The organism is Alistipes senegalensis JC50 (assembly GCF_025145645.1).
Taxonomy (GTDB): Bacteria; Bacteroidota; Bacteroidia; order Bacteroidales; family Rikenellaceae; genus Alistipes; species Alistipes senegalensis.
Map to the genome: position 1 here is coordinate 2255154 of NZ_CP102252.1, position 18724 is coordinate 2273877.

Consider the following 18724-nt stretch of genomic DNA (forward strand, 5'->3'; position numbering starts at 1 on the left):
CCCGCACGAATTTCGTGCGGGGGTTTTTTTGGCCGTCAGGCAATAAGTCGGTATATTTGAGGGTTCTTAGAATAAAGGTTCGAATGCGATGAAGAGATTCGTTTTGTTTTTGTGGATCGCCATTGCCACTGTTCCGAGCGGCTCGTGGGGCGTCGTGCGTGCGGCTGGGGCCGATGTGGTGCAGCGGGGACCCGAACGGCGTCACCGCGGGTATGTGAAAGACGACTGGTCGGTCTGGTATCGGGGCCGCAAGGTCGAAGGCGCCGTGGCTTCGTCGTTCTCCGACCTCGGCGGGGGCTACGGCAAGGATGCCTGGACGGTCTTTTACGGCGGCCGGAAGATGGAGGGGGCTGCCGCATCGTCGTTCGCCGTGCTCGGCGGCGGGTACGGCAAAGACTCCTGGTCGGTCTGGTTCCGGGGCTGCAAGATCGAGGGGTTGTCGGCCTCGTCGTTCTCCGCTCTGGGCGACGGCTACGGCAAGGACCCCTGGAAGGTGGTTTTCGAAGGCCGCACGGTGAAGGACGCCGCGGCCTCGTCGTTCGAAAGTCTCGGCAGAGGCTATGCGAAGGATGCGTGGAGGGTCTATTACCGGGGCGAGGCGATTCCGGGAGTGTCGCCGAGGTCGTTCAAGATGCCGCGGCGGTAGGATTTTCCGGCCGTTTTCCGCCTGTTTTCCGATCGAAGGCTTTCCCCGCGGGGATGGCCTTTTTTTCATCCGGGCATTGTTTTTGTCTTTTCCGGGTAAAATTATCGGACGGATGAACAGACTGAAACCCCATTTGGCCCTGTTGCTGTGCAACGTGCTCTGGGCTATGGACTACCCGTTTTATAACTATGTGCTGCCGCGCTACATTCACCCTATGGCGCTGGTCTCGGCATCGCTCGTGGCGACGGCTCTGCTGTCGCTCGTGCCCCTGCTGTGGCAGAAGGCCGAGAAGGTCGGCTGGGCCGACGGCCGCAAGCTGATCGGTGCCGGACTGCTGATCGGCGTGTTGCGCAAGGTCTTCATCATGTACGGACTGTCGATGACCTCGCCGATCGACGGTTCGATCATCGACACCATCGTGCCGCTGCTGGTGCTGGCGCTCTCGGTGGCGCTGGGGATGGACCGCTTCACGAAACTCAAAGTCGCGGGGCTGGTGCTCGGAATGGCGGGGGCCGTGGCGGTGGTGTTGTCGGGGGCCGCGTCGGCGCATGCGCACTCGCATCTGTGGGGCAACGTGATGATCTTCCTTTGCGCCTACGTCACCTCGCTGTACATGGTGTGGTTCAAACGCCTGATCGCCAAATACCGCATCACGACCGTGCTGCGCTGGGTCTATTGCGCTGCGGCCGTCATGGCGCTGCCTATCGGCATCGGGCCCATTGTCCACACCGATTTCGCAGCCATCGCCCGTCATGCCCTCTTCCCGGCGCTGTTCGTGCTGATCGTGCCGACCTACCTGCCCAACCTGATGCTCAACTATGCGCTCAAAACCGTGCCGGCCACCGTGTCGAGCATCTACACCTATCTCCAACCCGTGCTGGCGATCGCCATTTCGATCGGGATGGGGCTCGACAAACTCCATGCGGACACGGTGATCTTCGCGCTGGTGATCTTCGCGGGCGTGGGGCTGGTGCTCCGCTCCTACATCGTGAAGCCGAAGCATCCCGCGGACTTAAAAAGCCAGTCTTAAAGGCTGCGGTAGCTGTTCTCGGGGCATAATTCCTGCCCCTCCCCCTCCCGCTAATCAAAAAAAGAGCTTTCCGAAACCGGAAAGCTCTTTTCGTATGCGGTGCGTATCGCGTTACTCGGCAGCGGTGACCGAGAACTTGATCGTGGCCTTGACCTCCTTGTGCAGACGGGCCGTAGCCTCGAACTCGCCGACGGTCTTGATGGCATCGACGCTGATCTGCTTGCGGTCTACGGTGATGCCCTTGGCGGCGAGCGCCTCGGCGAGGTCCGTAGCGGTGACCGTACCGAAGAGTTTGCCCTCCTCGGCCTTCACGGCCAGCGACAGCGGCAGGTTGGCGATGGTCTCGGCCAGGGCCTGAGCGTCGGCCAGGATCTTGGCGTCCTTGTGGGCACGCTGTTTCAGGTTCTCGGCGAGGACCTTCTTGGCGGAAGCCGTGGCGGCTTTGGCGTAGCCCTGGGGAATCAGGTAGTTGTTCGCATAACCGGGCTTCACGTTCACGATGTCGTTGGCGTAGCCCAGGTTCTCCATATCTTTGATCAGAATAACTTCCATGTCTTGTCCTCCTTTTAATTATTTCATGCAATCGGTTACGAAGGGCAGGATGGCGAGGTGGCGCGCACGTTTCACGGCCTGTGCGACCTTCTTCTGGAACTTCTGCGAAGTGCCCGTCAGACGGCGGGGAAGGATCTTGCCCTGCTCGTTGAGGAATTTCTTCAGGAACTCTCCGTCCTTATAGTCCACGTATTTGATGCCGAGCTTCTTGAAGCGGCAGTATTTCTTCTTTTTGACGTCTACCGATACCGGGTTCAGGTAGCGGATTTCCGACTGTGCTTTGTTGTCCTGTGCCATGGTTTACTCCTCCTGCTTGTTAGAAAGTTTTGCACGACGCTTCTCCGAATATTCCACGGCGTATTTGTCCTGCTTGAAAGTTAAGAAACGGATCACGCGCTCGTCGCGGCGGTACTGCGTTTCGAGCGTGTTGACGAGCGAGCCTTCGCCCGTGAACTCTACCAGGAAGTAGAAACCGGTGGTCTTCTTCTGAATAGGGTAGGCGAGCTTGCGAAGGCCCCACGACTCCTTGTTCACGATCTGACCGCCGTTTTCGGTGATGACACCCTGGAATTTGTCAGCGACTTCCTGCACCTGTGCATCGGACAGAACCGGCGTGACAATGAAAACGGTTTCGTAATTGTTCATAATGCTTTTAATTAGTTAATTAAATCCCCAAAGGGACCGCAAAGATACACATTTAAATTAAAAATGAAAAATTAAGAATTAAAAATTTATCAGTATTTGGATTATCTCTGCTTTTTCCTATCTTTGTGGAACATACTGACAAACACGGAAAGTGTAAGTTTATTCCCGATAAGCGAACGTAGGAAATTCTCTTTGGCGAGGAATAGGCAGACTTCTTGCCGCTTACGCAGGCTCCCCGCAGGGCAGAACTGCGGGGGGCCTGCTCTCGACTGCGCTTCGGGCGGACTTCCGCAATTTGTTTCCTGAAAATGGTGCCGGATTATGGGATTTTGCGTATCTTACCGGCGAATTCAATCCCAACGCTGACCCGATGATAAGATGCTGCATTTTTCTGATTTTCGCCGTGCTTCCGTTTTGCGGCTTGCAGGCGCAGGATACGGCCATAAGCCCCCGTTATCCGGGGGCCGGGCGTTTCGAGGGTGAGGTGGCTGTCGGGGCGACCTTTGGCTATGCCTCGCTCGGAAGCTTTGACAACGATGCGGCGGGCTTTTGCCTGGTCGCTGAAAGTCGTTACAATTTCCGGAGAACTCCCTTCGATGTGGGTTTGCGGCTCGGCGGGGCGTGTTACTCGCGGCTGGCTGCGGGCGTCTGCTCGAAGGACCCTTTTATGATGTTCAGCCTGATGGCCGTTGCGGATTACAACCTGCATCTGACGCCGAAAGTGGCGTTGTTCGCGGGAGCAGGGATCGGTGGGGCGTATGTCCTCCGAATGGCCGAAGGGGCTGTCTCCGATACTCCGTCCAGCGACTGTGCGGCATTTTGCGTGATGCCGCGCGTTGGCTGCGAATGCTGGAACCGGCTGCGTGTCACGCTGGGTTACATGTGCACAGAGCGGGCCAACCGCCATCTGTCGCTTACGTTCGGAATAGCCATCGGCGGCAGCAGCCGGCGGTAGAGGCCGGTTACTCCTCGGGGAACCCCTGCGCCTTCAGCTTTATGTCCTGCCCGTCGGGCGTCACGAGGTAACAACCTGTGGATGCGGGCGTGATGTGGCCGATGACATCCACGAGCCCCGACTTCATGATCTGCTCCTGCATCGAAAGAGGCACCGTGAAGAGCAGTTCGTAGTCCTCGCCGCCGTTCAGCGCCGCAACGACCGGGTCGGTGTGCATCTCCTCGGCGAGGGCCGTGGTCTGACGCGCGATCGGGATGCGCTCGAGGTAGATGCGCGCCCCGCAGGCGGACGATTTGCAGATCTGCATCAGGTCGCTCGCAAGTCCGTCCGAGAGGTCGATCATCGCCGTCGGGACGATCTTCTCCGCCGCCAGCGCCTCCACGATGTCGGTGCGGGGACGCGGTTTCAGGTATTTTTCGAGCAGGTATTCGTACCCTTTGAACTGCGGTTCGGGATTCTCCACGTCGGCGAGCACCCGCTTTTCGCGTTCGAGCAGTTGCAGGCCCATGTAGGCGGCCCCGAGGTTGCCGGTGATGCAGATCAGGTCGTTCTGCCTGGCTCCGCTGCGGTAGACCACCTTCTTCTTTTCGGCATGGCCCAGCGTGGTGACGTTCACGACCAGTCCGGTCATCGAAGCCCGCGTGTCGCCGCCCACGAGATCGACGCCCTGTTCGTTGCAGGCGAAGGCGATCCCTTCGTAGAGGTCCTGCAACGCTTCGACGGGCAGTTTCGAGGAGACGCCGAGCGATACGGCGATCTGCGCCGGGAGGGCGTTCATGGCCAGAATGTCGCTGATGCCGGCCGTCACGACCTTGTAACCCAGGTGCTTGAGCGGGAAGTAGGTGAGGTCGAAATCGACACCCTCGAAGAACGAGTCGGTCGTGCAGAGCACCGCTTCGCCGCGCGCCGGGGCGATCACGGCGGCGTCGTCTCCGACCCCTTTCGTCGTCGAGGCGTGCTTGGCGGAGAACTCTTTGGTCAGCAGGTCGATGAGGCCGAATTGTCCGAGCGAGGCGATCTCGGTGCGCTTTTTCTGGTCCATAGTTACTGAAATTTTTTACAAAATTAAGGAAATCGTGTTATTTCCCCAAAAAATAATGTATTTTTGCCGAGTCCAATCATCACAAAAAGGGTTAGTTATGATAAATATCGTCTTATTCGGCGCTCCGGGATGCGGCAAGGGCACCCAGGCCCAGCGCCTGAAAGAGCACTACGGAATCGACCATGTTTCGACCGGCGAGGTGATCCGCGACGAGATCCGGCGCGGCACGGAGCTCGGACGCAGCATGGAACAGTACATCAGCGAAGGCAAGCTGGCTCCCGACGAGATCGTCATCGGCATGATCGGGAATTACGTCGCCGAGCACAAGGATGCCCGCGGGTGTATTTTCGACGGGTTCCCCCGTACGACGGTCCAGGCCGAGGCGTTCGACAAAATCCTGGCCGGACACGGTTTGAAGGTGGATATTATGGTGGACATCCATGTCCCGGAGGAGGAGCTGGTGCGCCGTATCCTGCTGCGCGGCAAGGATTCGGGCCGTGCCGACGACGCTTCGGAGGAGGTGATCCGCGGACGGCTGGACGTTTACCGCATGCAGACGGCCGTGGTGGCGGAGTACTACGCCGCGCAGGGCAAGTACGCCTCGGTGAACGGCACCGGAACGATGGATGAGGTGTTCGGCCGCATCGCCGACGTGATCGGCGGACTGGAATAACCGGCGCTTTATATATAGGTGGCGCCGGATTTATCGGCGGCGCGCAGAAAAAACGGCGATTTTATTTGGTTTTTCGGGCAAAGTCCCTATATTTGCAACCAAGAAGTCAGACGATGAACAATTTTTCGATCAATAACGCATGGTGGTGGCGCTCGCAATTTTCCGTTGTGAGTGACTCGCCGCATGCAGTTGTTGAACGATAGATCAACGATAATCCAGAAAAGGGCCTGTTGTACTCATGACAGGCCCTTTTTTCGTGTGCGATAATTCCAAAAAAATTGATGAATATGAACTATCAGGTCGATGAGAAAGGTTATTACGGACGCTTCGGGGGCGCATACATCCCCGAAATCCTGCACAAATGCGTCGAAGACTTGCGGCGGAACTACCTGCGGGTGCTCGAAAGCGAGTCGTTCCGCGAGGAGTACCGCACGCTGCTGCGCGACTACGTGGGACGGCCTTCGCCGCTCTATTTCGCGCGCCGGCTGAGCGAACGCTACGGCTGCCGCATCTACCTCAAGCGCGAGGATCTCAACCACACCGGCGCCCACAAGATCAACAACACCATCGGACAGATTCTGATCGCCCGGCGGATGGGCAAGACGCGCATCATCGCCGAGACGGGGGCCGGGCAGCACGGCGTGGCCACGGCCACGGTCTGCGCGCTGATGAACATGCCCTGCGTGGTCTACATGGGGCGGACCGATGTCGAGCGTCAGCAGGCCAACGTCCGGAAGATGGAGATGCTGGGCGCGACGGTCGTGCCCGTGACCTCGGGCAACATGACGCTGAAGGACGCCACCAACGAAGCCATCCGCGACTGGTGCTGCCACCCCGCGGACACGTTCTACATCATCGGTTCGACGGTAGGGCCGCACCCTTATCCCGACATGGTGGCGCGTTTGCAGTCGGTCATCTGCGAGGAGATCCGCGTGCAGCTGCGGGAGAAGGAGGGGCGCGACTATCCCGACTACCTGATGGCCTGCGTCGGCGGCGGCAGCAACGCCGCAGGGACCGTCTATCACTACCTGGGCGACGAGCGCGTGAAGATCGTGCTGGCCGAGGCCGGGGGCGAGGGACTCCTTTCGGGACGCAGCGCGGCGACGATCCAGCTGGGGCGCGAGGGTATCATCCACGGCGCCCGCACGCTGGTCATGCAGACCGAGGACGGGCAGATCGAGGAGCCCTATTCGATCTCGGCGGGCCTCGATTATCCCGGCATCGGTCCGCTGCACGCCAACCTCGCGCAGACGGGGCGTGCGAAGGTCGTCGCCGTCGATGACGACGAGGCGCTGCGCGGAGCTTTCGAGCTGACGCGCCTCGAAGGGATCATCCCCGCCCTCGAAAGCGCCCATGCCCTCGGTGCGCTGCCCCGGATGGAGTTCCGCCCCTCGGACGTGGTGGTGCTGACCGTCTCGGGCCGCGGCGATAAGGATATGGAGACCTATCTTGCGAATATGGACCGTCCGGAGATCTCCGGCAATTTGTAAAATCCGAAAAACACCCGATACCATGTACCGATTTACCACGGCAACCAAAAAACTCCTCGGAGACCTGCATACGCCGGTCAGCCTCTACCTCAAACTCCGGGATGTCTATCCGCAGTCGGCGCTGCTCGAAAGTTCCGACTACCACGGCGGTGAGAACAGCCTTTCGTTCATCGCCTTCCGCCCCGTCGCCCGCATCGGCGTGAACAACGGCGAGGCGCTTCTGGAATACCCCGACGGCCGGAGCGCTGCGAAGCCCCTCAGCGAAACCTGTGCGGCGGCGGACGCGCTGAAAGAATTTCTGAACGAATTCCGCGTTGACGGCGACGGGAGCGAGCTTTGCGGCCTCTTCGGCTATACGGCGTTCGACGCGGTGCGCTATTTCGAGAACATCCCCGTCCGGGAGTTTCACCACCGCGATTCCGACGCCCCCGACATCTGCTACATCCTCTACAAGTTCCTGCTGGTCTTCGACCACTTCAAGAACGAACTGTCGATCGTCGAGCTGTGCGCCGACGGCGAGCGGGACCATATCCGCGAGGTCGAGACGCTGATTGAGGACCGCAATTTCGCTTCGTACAACTTCCGCACGGTCGGCGAGCGCCGTTCGAACCTCACCGACGAGACCTACCGGGAGATGGTCCGCGAGGGCGTGCGCCACTGCCTGCGCGGCGACGTGTTCCAGATCGTGCTGAGCCGCCGCTTCGAACAGCCGTTTCAGGGCGACGATTTCAAGGTCTACCGCGCGCTGCGGAGCATCAATCCCTCGCCCTACCTCTTCTATTTCGATTTCGGGGGCTTCCGCATCTTCGGCTCCTCGCCCGAGACGCACTGCAAGGTCGAGAACGGCCGCGCCACGATCGACCCCATCGCGGGCACGGCTTTCCGCTCCGGAAACTCGGCGCTGGACCGCGAGCGGACCGAACGGCTTCTGGCTGACCCCAAGGAGAACGCCGAGCACGTCATGCTGGTCGATCTGGCGCGCAATGACCTGAGCCGCAATGCCCACGGCGTGAGGGTGGACTTTTACCGCGACGTGCAGTATTACAGCCATGTCATCCACCTCGTTTCGCGTGTCAGCGGGGAGATCGACGCCGACAGCGATTCGGTCCGCACCTTCATCGACACCTTCCCGGCCGGAACGCTGAGCGGCGCCCCCAAGGTGCGGGCCATGCAGCTCATCTCGGAGATCGAGCCCGACAACCGCGGCGTCTACGGCGGGTGCATCGGCTTCATCGGGCTCGACGGCGATCTCAACCAGGCCATCGCCATCCGCACGTTCGTCAGCCGCAACAACACCCTTTACTATCAGGCCGGGGCGGGCATCGTCTCGAAGAGCGACCCCGAACGCGAATTGCAGGAGGTGTCGAACAAGCTCGGCGCGCTGGACAAGGCCATCCGCGAGGCCGGGAAACTGATCAATTAACCGCAAAAAAAACGAAGCCATGAAATGTCTGCTTTTCGATAATTACGATTCGTTCACCTACAACCTGCGGCACATGCTGCTCGAACTGGGGCTCGAAGTCGATGTGCGCCGCAACGACCGCATCGCGCTGGACGAGGTCGCCGCCTACGACCGCATCGTGCTCTCGCCCGGTCCGGGCATCCCTTCCGAAGCGGGGCTGCTGCTGCCGCTGATCCGGCGTTACGCCGCCTCCAAACCCATTTTGGGCATCTGTCTCGGCGAACAGGCCATCGGCGAGGCGTTCGGCGCCAGGCTGGAAAACCTTGCCGAAGTCCATCACGGCGTCTGCTCGGACATCCGCGTCGTGGCCGACGATCCGCTCTTCGACGGGTTGGGGACGGGGTTCCGCGCCGGACGCTACCATTCGTGGGTGGTTTCGGCCGAGGGGCTTCCCGACTGTCTGGAAGTCACGGCCACCGACCGCAGCGGCCTGATCATGGGCCTGCGCCACAAAACCTGCAACCTGCGGGGCATCCAGTTCCACCCCGAATCGGTCCTCACGCCGCAGGGCAAGACGATCCTTGCGAACTGGATCACGAAATGCAACCGTTAAACGCACTCGAACCATGAAAGATTTACTATACCGCCTTTTCGAACATCAGTACATGGATCGTTCGGAGGGACAGCAGGTTCTGGCGGGAATCGCCGCCGGGAAATACAACCCCGAGCAGGTCTCGGCGCTGATCACCGTCTTCCTCATGCGCAGCATCTCGGTCGAGGAGCTGGCCGGGTTCCGTGACACGCTGCTCGAAATGCGCCGTCCGGCGGACCTCTCGGACTACGGGCCCATCGACATCGTGGGCACGGGCGGCGACGGCAAGAACACCTTCAACATCAGCACCGCGGCGTCGTTCGTGGTGGCGGGGGCGGGTTACAACGTCGTCAAGCACGGCAACTACGGCGCCACCTCGGTGAGCGGCGCGAGCAACGTCATCGAACGCCACGGCGTGCGGTTCACCGACGATCCCGACCGCCTGCGGGCTTCGCTCGACGCCTGCCGCATCGCCTACCTCCACGCCCCGCTGTTCAACCCCGCGATGAAGGCCGTGGCCCCGATCCGCCGGAACCTCGCCGTGCGCACGTTCTTCAACCTGCTGGGGCCGCTGGTCAATCCCGCGCTGCCGAAGTATCAGCTTCTGGGGGTCTACAACCTCTCGCTTTTCCGCCTCTACAACTACGCCTACCAGTCGGGCGGCACGCGCTTCGGCGTGGTTTACAGCATGGACGGCTACGACGAAATTTCGCTCACCTCGGAATTCAAGGTCGCCACGCCCGAGAAGGAGCAGGTCTTCACCCCCGAGCAGATCGGCTTCGGCCGCTGCCGTCCCGAGGAGCTCTCGGGCGGCGACACCCCCGAGGAGGCCGCGCGCATCTTCGACTCCGTGCTGGACAACACCGCGACGGCCGCCCGGCGCGACTGCGTGCTGGCCAACGCCGCCTTCGCCATCCGGGTGATCTGTCCCGAAAAGGAGGTCGCCGAGTGCCTCGACGAGGCGCGCGAATCGCTCCTCGGCGGAAAAGCCGCGGCGGCGTTCCGGAAATTCGTGGAGATAAACAGCTGAGCGATATGGACATTCTGGAAACCATCACAGCCAATACGCGCCGCGAGGTCGCCTCGGCCTGCTCGGTGCTGACCGACGGCGAGTTCTTCGGCGGAACGCTGGAGGACCTGAAGCAGGCCCGCCGGCTGGTCCGTCTGCCCCTGCTGCGCAAGGATTTCGTCGTCGATGAATACCAACTTTATCAGGCCCGCGCGGCGGGAGCCGCCGCCGTATTGCTGATCGCCGCGGTACTGTCGCCCGACGAATGCCGCCGTTTCGCCCGCACGGCGCATGAACTGGAGCTCGAGGTGCTGCTCGAAGTGCACACGCCCTCGGAACTCTCCCGTCTGAACGGATATGTCGATATGCTCGGGGTCAACAACCGCGATCTCGGGACTTTCCATACCGATGTCGAAAATTCGTTCCGGATGGCCGATCTGCTCCGGCGCGAGGTCGGCGGCGGGGCGGGGCCGCTGCCGGTCTCCGAAAGCGGCGTCTCCGATCCGGAGACCGTCGTGCGGCTGCGCGAGGCGGGTTTCCGGGGATTCCTGATGGGCGAAGCCTTTATGAAGAGCGGCGATCCGGGGTGCGCGCTGGCGGAGTTCATCGCCCGGCTTAAAGAGGCGCGGCCATGATCGTCAAGGTGTGCGGGTTGCGCGATCCCGACAACATCCGCGCCGTCGAACGGCTGCCGGTGGACCTCTGCGGCTTCATTTTCTATCCCCGCTCCCCGCGCTGCGTACCCGACGACGAGTTCCATGCCGCGGCCGTGCGCAGCTGCCGCAGGCCCGCGGTCGGGGTCTTCGTCGATGCTTCGCCCGCCGAGATGCTCCGCACGGCCGAACGCTTCGGCCTCGGGTGGCTCCAGCTCCACGGCGACGAGTCGCCCGAAGCGTGCGGGGAGCTTCGGCAGCGCGGCTTCCGGATCATCAAGGCGATCCGCGTCGCGTCGGCCGGCGACCTCGCGGCGGCCCGGGCCTACGAAGACTGCGCCGACTATCTGCTGTTCGACACCCGCTGCGACGGCTACGGCGGTTCGGGACGACGCTTCGACTGGTCGGTGCTCGACGCCTATGCGGGCCGCGTTCCGTTTCTGCTCAGCGGCGGAATCGACGCGGAGTGCGCCGAAGCGGTCCGGGGATTCGTCCATCCCCGTTTCGCGGGCGTGGATCTCAACAGCGGATTCGAAACGGTCCCGGCGGTGAAGGACGCCGGAAAACTCGGAAAATTCATTTCAAAAATCCAATTATCATGAACAGAATCAATCAGTTATTCGCCTCCGGCAGGCGGGATATACTCTCCATCTACTTTTGCGCCGGGTATCCCGATCCGGAGAACACCGCCGAGGTGATCCGTGCGCTCGAAAACAACGGCGTGGGGATGGTCGAGATCGGCATTCCGTTCAGCGATCCGATGGCCGACGGCCCGGTCATCCAGCACGCGGCCCAGCAGGCCCTGCGGGGAGGGATGTCGCTGCGGAAACTCTTCGCCCAACTGGCGGATATTCGTCCCGGCGTGCAGATTCCGCTGCTGCTGATGGGCTATCTCAACCCCGTCATGCAATACGGATTCGAGAACTTCTGCCGCTCCTGCCGCGACTGCGGCATCGACGGCTGCATCATCCCCGACCTGCCGTTCGACGACTACCTCGCCGACTTCAAGCCCGTCGCCGACCGTTACGGTGTGAAGGTCGTCATGCTCATCACGCCCGAAACCTCCGAGGAGCGCATCCGGCAGATCGACGACCACACCGACGGATTCATCTACATGGTCTCGTCGGCCTCGACGACCGGGGCGCAAAGTGCGTTCGACGAGCGGAAGCAGGCTTATTTCCGCCGCATAGACGCGCTCGGACTGCGCAATCCGCGCATGGTGGGGTTCGGCATCAGCAACCGTGCGACTTTCCGCGCCGCGGCGGACAACGCTGCGGGCTGTATCGTCGGCAGCCGTTTCGTCACCCTGCAAGGCGAGATCCCGGGGCCGGAGGAGGCCGTCAGGCAGTTGCTGGAGGAGCTGAAACGCTGATCCGCAACGAAACGAAGGCCGGACTCTCAGAGTCCGGCCTTCGTTTTATTGTCCGCGCGGCGGCTGATTAAAGCGCGTTCACGTGCAGCTGCATGGCGCTTTTCAGGTTCGCAGCCTTGTTCTTGTGCACGATGTTGTGCTTGGCCAGCTTATCGAGCATGGCGGTTACCTTCGGAAGCAGAGCCTCGGCGGCGCTCTTCTCGGTGGTTGCGCGCAGGGCCTTCACAGCGTTGCGGGCCGTCTTGTGAAACAGCCGGTTGTGAGCACGCTTCGCGGCGGTCTGGCGAATACGCTTTTTCGATGACTTATGGTTTGCCATAATCCGTTAGTTTTTATTTTTTACTTTTTTAAGTTCTGCTTGTCCGCGAGCCGTGGCCGCGTTCGGATGGGCCCGAAGCCCGCTCCTGAAAAGTAATTTACCGTCCGTCATCCCGGCGTCGAGCCCCGGATGCCGCATTTTCGTAGCCCATAGGAGAGTCGAACTCCTCTTTCAAGAATGAAAATCTTGCGTCCTAACCGATAGACGAATGGGCCTTACCGCTATCGCATCCTCCTTTTACAGGGGAACTTTAGCGGTGCAAAGGTAAGCAAAAAAGTGACTTGTACAAAAAATATGTCGAAAAATTGCGGTTTTTTTATCCCGGGGCCTCCGGATGCCGCGTGCGGGGGCTTCCGGCAGGGGTCAGCGCACGCGGATCGTCCGCGTTTCGGGGTCGAACGAGGCGTTTTCGCCCGAGAAGAGCCGCTCGATCAGTCCGCTGCGGGACATGGCGTCGGCCGGCAGGTGGTGGAGCGACGGCGTGTCGATCAGCGCCACCGAGTCGCAGAGCGAAAGGGCGATGTCGAGGTCGTGGGTCGAGAAGAGGATGCACTTCCGCTCCTCGCGGGCCAGCCGCCGGAGCAGCGTCGCCAGCGTGTAGCGGTTCGGCAGGTCGAGGAAGGCGGTCGGTTCGTCCAGCAGGATGACGGGGGTGTCCTGCGCCAGCACGCGGGCGATCATCACCCGCTGGCATTCGCCGTCGGACATGCGGTCCATCGTCTTGCGGGCGAACCCCGACATGCCCACCAGCTCCAGCGAGCGTTCGACGACGGCGCGGTCGGCCTCCTGCATGCGCCCGATCCAGTTGGTGTAGGGCGCGCGCCCCAGCGCCACGACATCCTCGCAGGCGAGGTTGGCGATGCGGACCCGGTCGGTGGTGACGAATCCGACGGTGGTGGCCCGTTCGTGGGGCGTGAGCGCGCTCAGCGGGCGGCCGCAGAGTTCGATCTTTCCCGCGGAGACGGAACCCAGCCCGGCCAGGGCCCGCAGCAGGGTGCTTTTGCCCGTGCCGTTGCGGCCGATCAGGGCGGTCAGCTCCCCCTGTCCGAACGAGGCCGAAACATCCTCCAGCAGCGTGCGGCTGCCGTAGGAGAGGGCGATATGGTCGAGGCGGATGCTCATGGTCAGAAGATATTGCGGTTGCGGACGACGACGTAGATGACGACCGGGATGCCCATCAGGGCCGTGATGGTGTTGATGGGCAGGGCGAGGAGCTTGGCGACGAGGTCGCAGACGAGCAGCAGGGCGGCGCCGGCGAGCATCGAGGCCGGCATGAGGATGCGGTGGTCGGCCGAGGCGAAGAACATGCGGGCGAGGTGCGGCACGGCCAGTCCGATGAATCCCACGGGGCCGCAGAAGGCGGTGACGGTGCCGGCGAGCAGGACCGTCGAGAGGAAGATCAGCGTGCGCGTGCGCTGGATGTTGAGCCCCATCGTGCGGGCGTAGTTCTCGCCCAGCAGAAGCAGGTTGAGCGGCTTGATGACGGCGACGGCCAGGACCAGTCCCGCCGTGACGACCGGCAGCAGCAGGGCCAGCCGGCTGCCCGTAACGTCGCCCAGCGATCCCATGGTCCAGATGACGAACGATTTGAGGGCCGCCTCGCTCGACAGGTATTGCAGGATCTCGACCACCGAGCCGATGCCCGAGCCGAGCATCATGCCGAGGATCAGGATGACCATGATGTCCTTGATGCGGCGGCTGACGGCCATGACGATGCCCAGCACGAGGGCTGCGCCCAGCCACGCGGCGCCGGCGATGCCCAGTGACTGGACGAACGAGTGTCCGGCGACGCCCAGCAAGGGGGCGCCGAGCAGGAACAATGCCACACCGAGCCCTGCGCCCGAACTGACGCCCAATACGTAGGGGCCTGCCAGCGGATTGCGGAAGAGGGTCTGCATCTGGAGGCCGCTGGCGGCGAGCGCCGCGCCGGCGAAAAGTGCCGTGACGGCTTTCAACAGGCGGATTTTCACGATGATGTCTCTCACCGTAGGGTCGCATGCCCCTCCCGTGAGGGCTGCCCGGATGTCGCGCAGGGGCACCGCGACCGAACCGACGGCGAGGTCGGCGACGAAGAGTGTGGCGGTGAGCAGCGTGAGCAGCGTGAAGAGAAGGGCGGTGCGCTTCATCGGCTATTCGAGGCGTTTGTAATAGAAAGTCGGCTCGCTGCCGCCGGAGAGGATCGTGCGCAGGTCGCGCAACACGACATCGGGGCGCACGACGGCCGATTCCCAGAAGTCGGAACCCCCGGCCGGAGTCTGACGGGCGTTGTTGTTGTAGACCCGGCGGTTGCGGACGACGGGGATGTCGGCGAACTTGGGGTTTTGAGCGGTCAGCTCGGCGAGGGTGTTGCAGGCGCCGACGTTGATCCAGATGTCTGAGGCATTGGCCAGCAGGTAAGCCTCTTCCAGATCGACCGCCACCGACGCGTCCGACGTGTTCCCGGTATAGACGTATTCCCCGCCGGCGTCCTCGATAAGGCGGATCATGTAGCTGTGCGACGACGGCATGAACCACGTGTCGCGGTAGGGGGTGTTCAGCATCACCTTCGGACGTTTGCCGCCCGGTGCGGGCTGCGACCGCAGGGCTTCGTAATCCCGGGCGATCCGCCGTAGCGTGTCGGCGCCGGCCTGGCGCAGGTCGCAGAGTTCCGCGGCGACGACGAGCCATTCGGCTTTGCCCAGCGGCGACTCCTCGACGTAATCGCCGATGTATATATAGGGTATGTTCAGTTCGCGGAGTTTGCCCGTGATGACGGTGTTCTCGCCCGTCACGCCGTAGAGCAGGATGATTTCGGGACGCATGGCCGCGAGCAGTTCGAAATCGAGGTTCGTGTCGTAGCCCACGTCGCGGACCTCGCCGCAGAGGCGGTGCTCCCGGACGTAGGGATTCGAGATGTAGTCGATGCCCGAAACGCCCGCGACGCGCCGGACCTGTCCGACGGCGTCGAACATCGCCACATGGCTCGACGACATGCAGACTACGCGCCGCACGGGGGCTTTGACGATCTGTCCTTCGAAATCGGAAGGGGCTTCGGCGTCGTCGCGCAGCACCAGCAGGTATTGTTCGGCGGTTGCGGCGCCCTGCCACGGTTTGCGGATCGTGATGAGTGTCGAGGCGTCTTTTTCCGTGCCGAGGATGTCGAATCCCGAAGCATGGGCCGGGGTGTAAACCTCGGTTGTAAAGTCGCTTAGGGTGTGCTTCACAGGACCGGAACAGCCGATCGCAAAGGCCGCGGCGAGCAGCAGCAGGAGATGTGGAAATGCTTTCATTTCCGCAAAAGTAGAAAAAAATCTTGCAGAAATGTGTTTGTTTTTGAAAAAAAGACTATATTTGCAGTCCCAAAGCGAGAGGTTTCGGCCTTTTGCGGGCGGAATCGGGGCGTAGCTCAGTCCGGTTAGAGTACACGTCTGGGGGGCGTGTGGTCGCTGGTTCGAATCCAGTCACCCCGACTGATGAAAAGGCTTGGTAATCTGATGATTGCCGAGCCTTTTTTCGTTTGTTGGCGGTTGGTCGGTTCGTGGCTTTCGACCCCGTTTTTACGTTGGTTTACGCGGTCTGTGTAAACCGTGGTGTAAACCGCCAAAAGGCTATGGACGCCACTATTTCAGTTATTTGTTTCAAAAGCAAAACCCTCGCCAACGGGGAGCATCCGCTCATGTTGCGCATTACGAAAGACCGTAAACGGACGATGAAGAGTTTAGGCGTGTCGGTGCATCCGTCTAACTGGGATTTCGACCGTAACGAGCCTAAACCCAAGTGTCCCGACCGCAAGTACATCCAGCAAATCATTCTGAAAGTCAAATCCGTGTATCAAACCAAGTTGCTGGAGAAAGCTGCCCGCGATGAAGACTATACGGCTGAAACGCTCGTAAAGGAACAGACCCGTGAGCAAATCCAGTCCGAGACGGTCGAGAGTTTTTATTTGCGGACGGTGGAACAACTCAAGCGGGAGGGAGCGGTTGGTAATGCTTATGCCTATCTGAACTCCTACAATGTGCTCAAATCCTTTAACGCTGACAAACCGCTGTCCTATACGTTCGGTCAGATAGACGAAGCGTTTTTGAGTGCTTTCGAGGGATGGATGCGGTCGAAAGGCAACAAGGAAACGACATTGAGTTTTCAAATGCGGACTTTACGGGCTATGTTCAACCGAGCAATTAAGGCAAAGATTGTCAGCAGGGAGAAAAACCCATTCAACGAGTACAAGATTAGCAAATTCAACACCCGTACACCGAAACGAGCGTTGAGCAAGGCAGACATGATGAAGATTATCGACGCTGATTGTTCACAGGGAAAGGAGATAGAGCAGTTTGCACACGATATTTTTGTGTTTTCGTACTTGTGCGGTGGCATATCGTTCGTGGACATTGCCAATCTGACCCCTACCAACATTGTAGACGGACGGCTGATTTACCACCGTCAGAAAACACATGGGGCAATCAATGTCCCGCTGTCAGAAAAGGCAAAGGCGATTATTGCCAAGTATGACAGCCATTGTGAACAGGCAGGTTATCTGTTTCCGATATTGGATGAACGGGTGCATATTACGCCCCTGCAAAAGAAGAACCGAGTGCATAAAATGTGCAGTAGGGTGAATGTGGCTTTGCGGGATGTTGCCAAACGGTTAAAGATTAAAGCGACCGTTACAACCTATGTCGCAAGGCATTCATTTGCCACCGTATTGAAGAAATCGGGTGTGAATATTGGTATTATATCGGAGGCATTAGGCCACCATAGTCTGAAAACCACACAGATTTACTTGGACAGTTTCGAAAACAGCCAAATCGACGCGGCTATGCAACACTTATTGTAAAGGTAAAAAGGAGGTCGGGAACCAATAAATAATCCCGACCTCCACAAACCTTACACAGTTGTTATTTTTAACCGAGATACTGTGTCAGCATATCCATAATCAACTGCTCCCGTGCCATACCTTCTGTTTTGTGAGGATTCATAATCTGGTCTGCTTGGTCGCGCGTGAGGTCGTTTATCTTCCGTTCCATTTCCGCCGTGAACACCTCGAAATCTTCATCGGGTTTCTGTTGCTTGATGATAAAATCTATCAAATACCTGTTCATTAAAAACTTATCCTTGAATATCTTCTGTGCAGACATAAACCACCTGCTGCTGGCACGAAACCAAGTTTTATCCTCAAAGATTTCAGGCAGTTTCTTCGTGTTCAGACACTCCACCAAGTCTTTTGCTTGCAGGGTTTTCTTGCCGAAGCACCACAACGAAATCGTGGAGAGGGGACACGCCTTGCCGTGCAGGAACATGGCGAAATCGAATACCTCGTTGTCTTCTTTGAGCATCATGGCAGGTGCGGCCATGTAATCCGATTTTTTCCAAACGGTGGTGCAGATGTTCATTTGCGCTATGACCTCTGTAATGGATAATTCAGCATTGAGTGGTTCGCAAATTACAAGGTCATCCAAATCCAATCCCAAATTCTGATAGGCCATCAATCGGTGCTGACCGTCCAATACAGCGTAATACTTTCCTGCATCCTCGTTGGGGATTTCTCTCCCTTTCAAATCCATCAGACGACCGCCCATCTGAATTACCTTTTCTCCATCGGTTACCGTGATAGGGGTTAGCTGCCCATAGGCTTTCATGGATTTCTCTTTCTGTTTCACGGTTCTGACGTTTACAGGCCGATTGCCTTTGACGAATGCAAAGTGACGATTGGCGTCATCCATTGAAATAACCATCTTTTTCATGGCTTTTAGTTACTCTGTCCTTTATGCAGAGGGGCTGATAATGACTGCAATCCCTGCCCGAAGATTGCAGACCGCAAAGAACATCCTTACGGCAGGACAAAGGTACTGGAGCATAGGCCATAATAGATAGTGAACAGATGCTTCTCTCTAAATCAGTAAGTTATAATAAACCCTATAATATTATGTAAAATAATTGCCAAATTACTTGACTTTTGGACAGATATGTTGTATCTTTGCAAAGCAATTCAGCAAAGAATCCCACACTACAAATTGAGCAGTTCTTATAAGGGCAGATTCGTCTGCCTTTTCTTTGCGTTGTGTTACCACATTTTTTGAGTACGAAATGAACATTCCCTTTAATAAGATAGTTTCAGAATCAAAAAATATGGAATCATTGAAAAGTGCATTCACTAAAAACAGCCACTTTTAATGACACATCATGTAAGAGTGAGAACAATTTATTTGTGCAAAAAAACTTTTCATCGAAAAAGCGATGCACTATTTTTTGCGATAATTTTTTTCTCACAACTCGTGTGATGAAAAACTTTTTTTGCCTGTTTTTTTATTCACGCATTTTTGCGCGTTAAAAAAATGTCACTTAAAAAAGTATTCATCTTAATAAGT

At 59.0% G+C, this 18724-nt stretch carries 20 protein-coding genes, 2 tRNA genes and 1 pseudogene; 13 read left to right on the plus strand and 10 right to left on the minus strand.

All coding sequences use genetic code 11. The features are described 5' to 3' along the window. The first annotated feature begins 88 nt into the window (after positions 1-88). Together NQ519_RS08745 and NQ519_RS08750 are read left to right on the plus strand one after the other, a co-directional pair. On the plus strand, positions 89-646 hold the full coding sequence (locus NQ519_RS08745) for a DKNYY domain-containing protein (protein WP_026076692.1): 558 nt from the start codon (positions 89-91) through the stop codon (positions 644-646). Positions 647-758: 112 nt separating this feature from the next. Further along, entirely contained in the window at positions 759-1676 is a 918-nt protein-coding gene (locus NQ519_RS08750) for a DMT family transporter (RefSeq protein WP_019151533.1), read from the plus strand. 111 nt (positions 1677-1787) lie between these two features. On the opposite strand, the gene rplI is transcribed toward NQ519_RS08750, so the two are convergent. The 3 genes from rplI to rpsF are packed head-to-tail and all read right to left on the minus strand — an operon-like array spanning position 1788 to position 2873. Beyond that, a complete protein-coding gene (rplI, locus tag NQ519_RS08755) occupies positions 1788-2228 on the minus strand; it encodes a 50S ribosomal protein L9 (protein ID WP_019151532.1) in 441 nt (146 codons plus the stop codon). Between the two features lie 18 nt (positions 2229-2246). Next, the gene (gene rpsR, locus NQ519_RS08760) at positions 2247-2525 is read right to left on the minus strand and encodes a 30S ribosomal protein S18 (RefSeq protein ID WP_010265192.1); all 279 of its coding nucleotides are present in this window, start codon (positions 2523-2525) and stop codon (positions 2247-2249) included. A gap of 3 nt (positions 2526-2528) precedes the next feature. Next, on the minus strand, positions 2529-2873 hold the full coding sequence (gene rpsF / locus NQ519_RS08765; protein ID WP_015547340.1) for a 30S ribosomal protein S6: 345 nt from the start codon (positions 2871-2873) through the stop codon (positions 2529-2531). 370 nt (positions 2874-3243) lie between these two features. Between rpsF and NQ519_RS08770 the strand changes: the two genes are divergently transcribed. Then, positions 3244-3828: a hypothetical protein gene (locus NQ519_RS08770; protein WP_044118820.1), complete on the plus strand. Its 585-nt coding sequence runs from the start codon at positions 3244-3246 to the stop codon at positions 3826-3828. A 7-nt stretch (positions 3829-3835) separates the two neighbouring features. Here the strand turns inward: NQ519_RS08770 and thiL are convergent, their stop codons facing one another. Beyond that, on the minus strand, positions 3836-4870 hold the full coding sequence (gene thiL / locus NQ519_RS08775; RefSeq protein WP_019151530.1) for a thiamine-phosphate kinase: 1035 nt from the start codon (positions 4868-4870) through the stop codon (positions 3836-3838). A 97-nt stretch (positions 4871-4967) separates the two neighbouring features. On the opposite strand from thiL, the gene NQ519_RS08780 reads away from it, so the two are divergent. The 8 genes and pseudogenes from NQ519_RS08780 (at position 4968) to trpA (ending at position 12061) form a co-directional block, all read left to right on the plus strand. Continuing rightward, the gene (locus NQ519_RS08780) at positions 4968-5543 is read left to right on the plus strand and encodes an adenylate kinase (RefSeq protein WP_019151529.1); all 576 of its coding nucleotides are present in this window, start codon (positions 4968-4970) and stop codon (positions 5541-5543) included. A 287-nt stretch (positions 5544-5830) separates the two neighbouring features. Next, positions 5831-7033: a tryptophan synthase subunit beta gene (gene trpB, locus NQ519_RS08785; protein ID WP_044118819.1), complete on the plus strand. Its 1203-nt coding sequence runs from the start codon at positions 5831-5833 to the stop codon at positions 7031-7033. Between the two features lie 22 nt (positions 7034-7055). Continuing rightward, positions 7056-8456, plus strand: coding sequence for an anthranilate synthase component I family protein (locus tag NQ519_RS08790; RefSeq protein ID WP_019151527.1), 1401 nt, complete (start codon positions 7056-7058; stop codon positions 8454-8456). A 19-nt stretch (positions 8457-8475) separates the two neighbouring features. After that, the gene (locus NQ519_RS08795) at positions 8476-9048 is read left to right on the plus strand and encodes an anthranilate synthase component II (protein WP_019151526.1); all 573 of its coding nucleotides are present in this window, start codon (positions 8476-8478) and stop codon (positions 9046-9048) included. A gap of 13 nt (positions 9049-9061) precedes the next feature. After that, positions 9062-10057 carry an anthranilate phosphoribosyltransferase gene (gene trpD / locus NQ519_RS08800; RefSeq protein ID WP_026076691.1) on the plus strand — a complete coding sequence of 332 codons (996 nt, stop codon included), beginning with the start codon at positions 9062-9064 and terminating at the stop codon, positions 10055-10057. A gap of 23 nt (positions 10058-10080) precedes the next feature. Further along, positions 10081-10671: pseudogene (locus NQ519_RS08805) on the plus strand (indole-3-glycerol-phosphate synthase TrpC); the annotation flags it as partial. Beyond that, positions 10668-11291, plus strand: coding sequence for a phosphoribosylanthranilate isomerase (locus tag NQ519_RS08810; RefSeq protein ID WP_019151523.1), 624 nt, complete (start codon positions 10668-10670; stop codon positions 11289-11291). The pseudogene NQ519_RS08805 and the gene NQ519_RS08810, both read left to right, overlap by 4 nt. Beyond that, positions 11288-12061, plus strand: a complete 774-nt coding sequence (trpA, locus tag NQ519_RS08815; protein ID WP_019151522.1) for a tryptophan synthase subunit alpha — start codon at positions 11288-11290, stop codon at positions 12059-12061. The genes NQ519_RS08810 and trpA overlap by 4 nt, the downstream gene beginning before the upstream one ends. Positions 12062-12128: 67 nt before the next feature. Here trpA and rpsT read toward each other — a convergent pair whose 3' ends face one another. The 5 genes from rpsT to NQ519_RS08840 all read right to left on the minus strand — a co-directional run bounded on the left by rpsT (position 12129) and on the right by NQ519_RS08840 (position 15649). Next, positions 12129-12380, minus strand: coding sequence for a 30S ribosomal protein S20 (gene rpsT, locus NQ519_RS08820; protein ID WP_019151521.1), 252 nt, complete (start codon positions 12378-12380; stop codon positions 12129-12131). 143 nt (positions 12381-12523) lie between these two features. Beyond that, positions 12524-12595: transfer RNA gene (locus NQ519_RS08825), tRNA-Glu, on the minus strand. 148 nt (positions 12596-12743) lie between these two features. Then, on the minus strand, positions 12744-13502 hold the full coding sequence (locus NQ519_RS08830; protein ID WP_019151520.1) for an ABC transporter ATP-binding protein: 759 nt from the start codon (positions 13500-13502) through the stop codon (positions 12744-12746). 2 nt (positions 13503-13504) lie between these two features. Beyond that, on the minus strand, positions 13505-14506 hold the full coding sequence (locus tag NQ519_RS08835) for an iron ABC transporter permease (protein WP_019151519.1): 1002 nt from the start codon (positions 14504-14506) through the stop codon (positions 13505-13507). 3 nt (positions 14507-14509) lie between these two features. Continuing rightward, positions 14510-15649, minus strand: coding sequence for an ABC transporter substrate-binding protein (locus NQ519_RS08840; RefSeq protein WP_019151518.1), 1140 nt, complete (start codon positions 15647-15649; stop codon positions 14510-14512). 105 nt (positions 15650-15754) lie between these two features. Here NQ519_RS08840 and NQ519_RS08845 point away from each other — a divergent pair. After that, positions 15755-15829: transfer RNA gene (locus tag NQ519_RS08845), tRNA-Pro, on the plus strand. 140 nt (positions 15830-15969) lie between these two features. Beyond that, on the plus strand, positions 15970-17193 hold the full coding sequence (locus NQ519_RS08850; RefSeq protein WP_026076690.1) for a site-specific integrase: 1224 nt from the start codon (positions 15970-15972) through the stop codon (positions 17191-17193). Between the two features lie 67 nt (positions 17194-17260). Here the strand turns inward: NQ519_RS08850 and NQ519_RS08855 are convergent, their stop codons facing one another. Further along, entirely contained in the window at positions 17261-18100 is an 840-nt protein-coding gene (locus NQ519_RS08855; RefSeq protein WP_019151516.1) for a ParB/Srx family N-terminal domain-containing protein, read from the minus strand. Positions 18101-18724 lie beyond the last annotated feature (624 nt).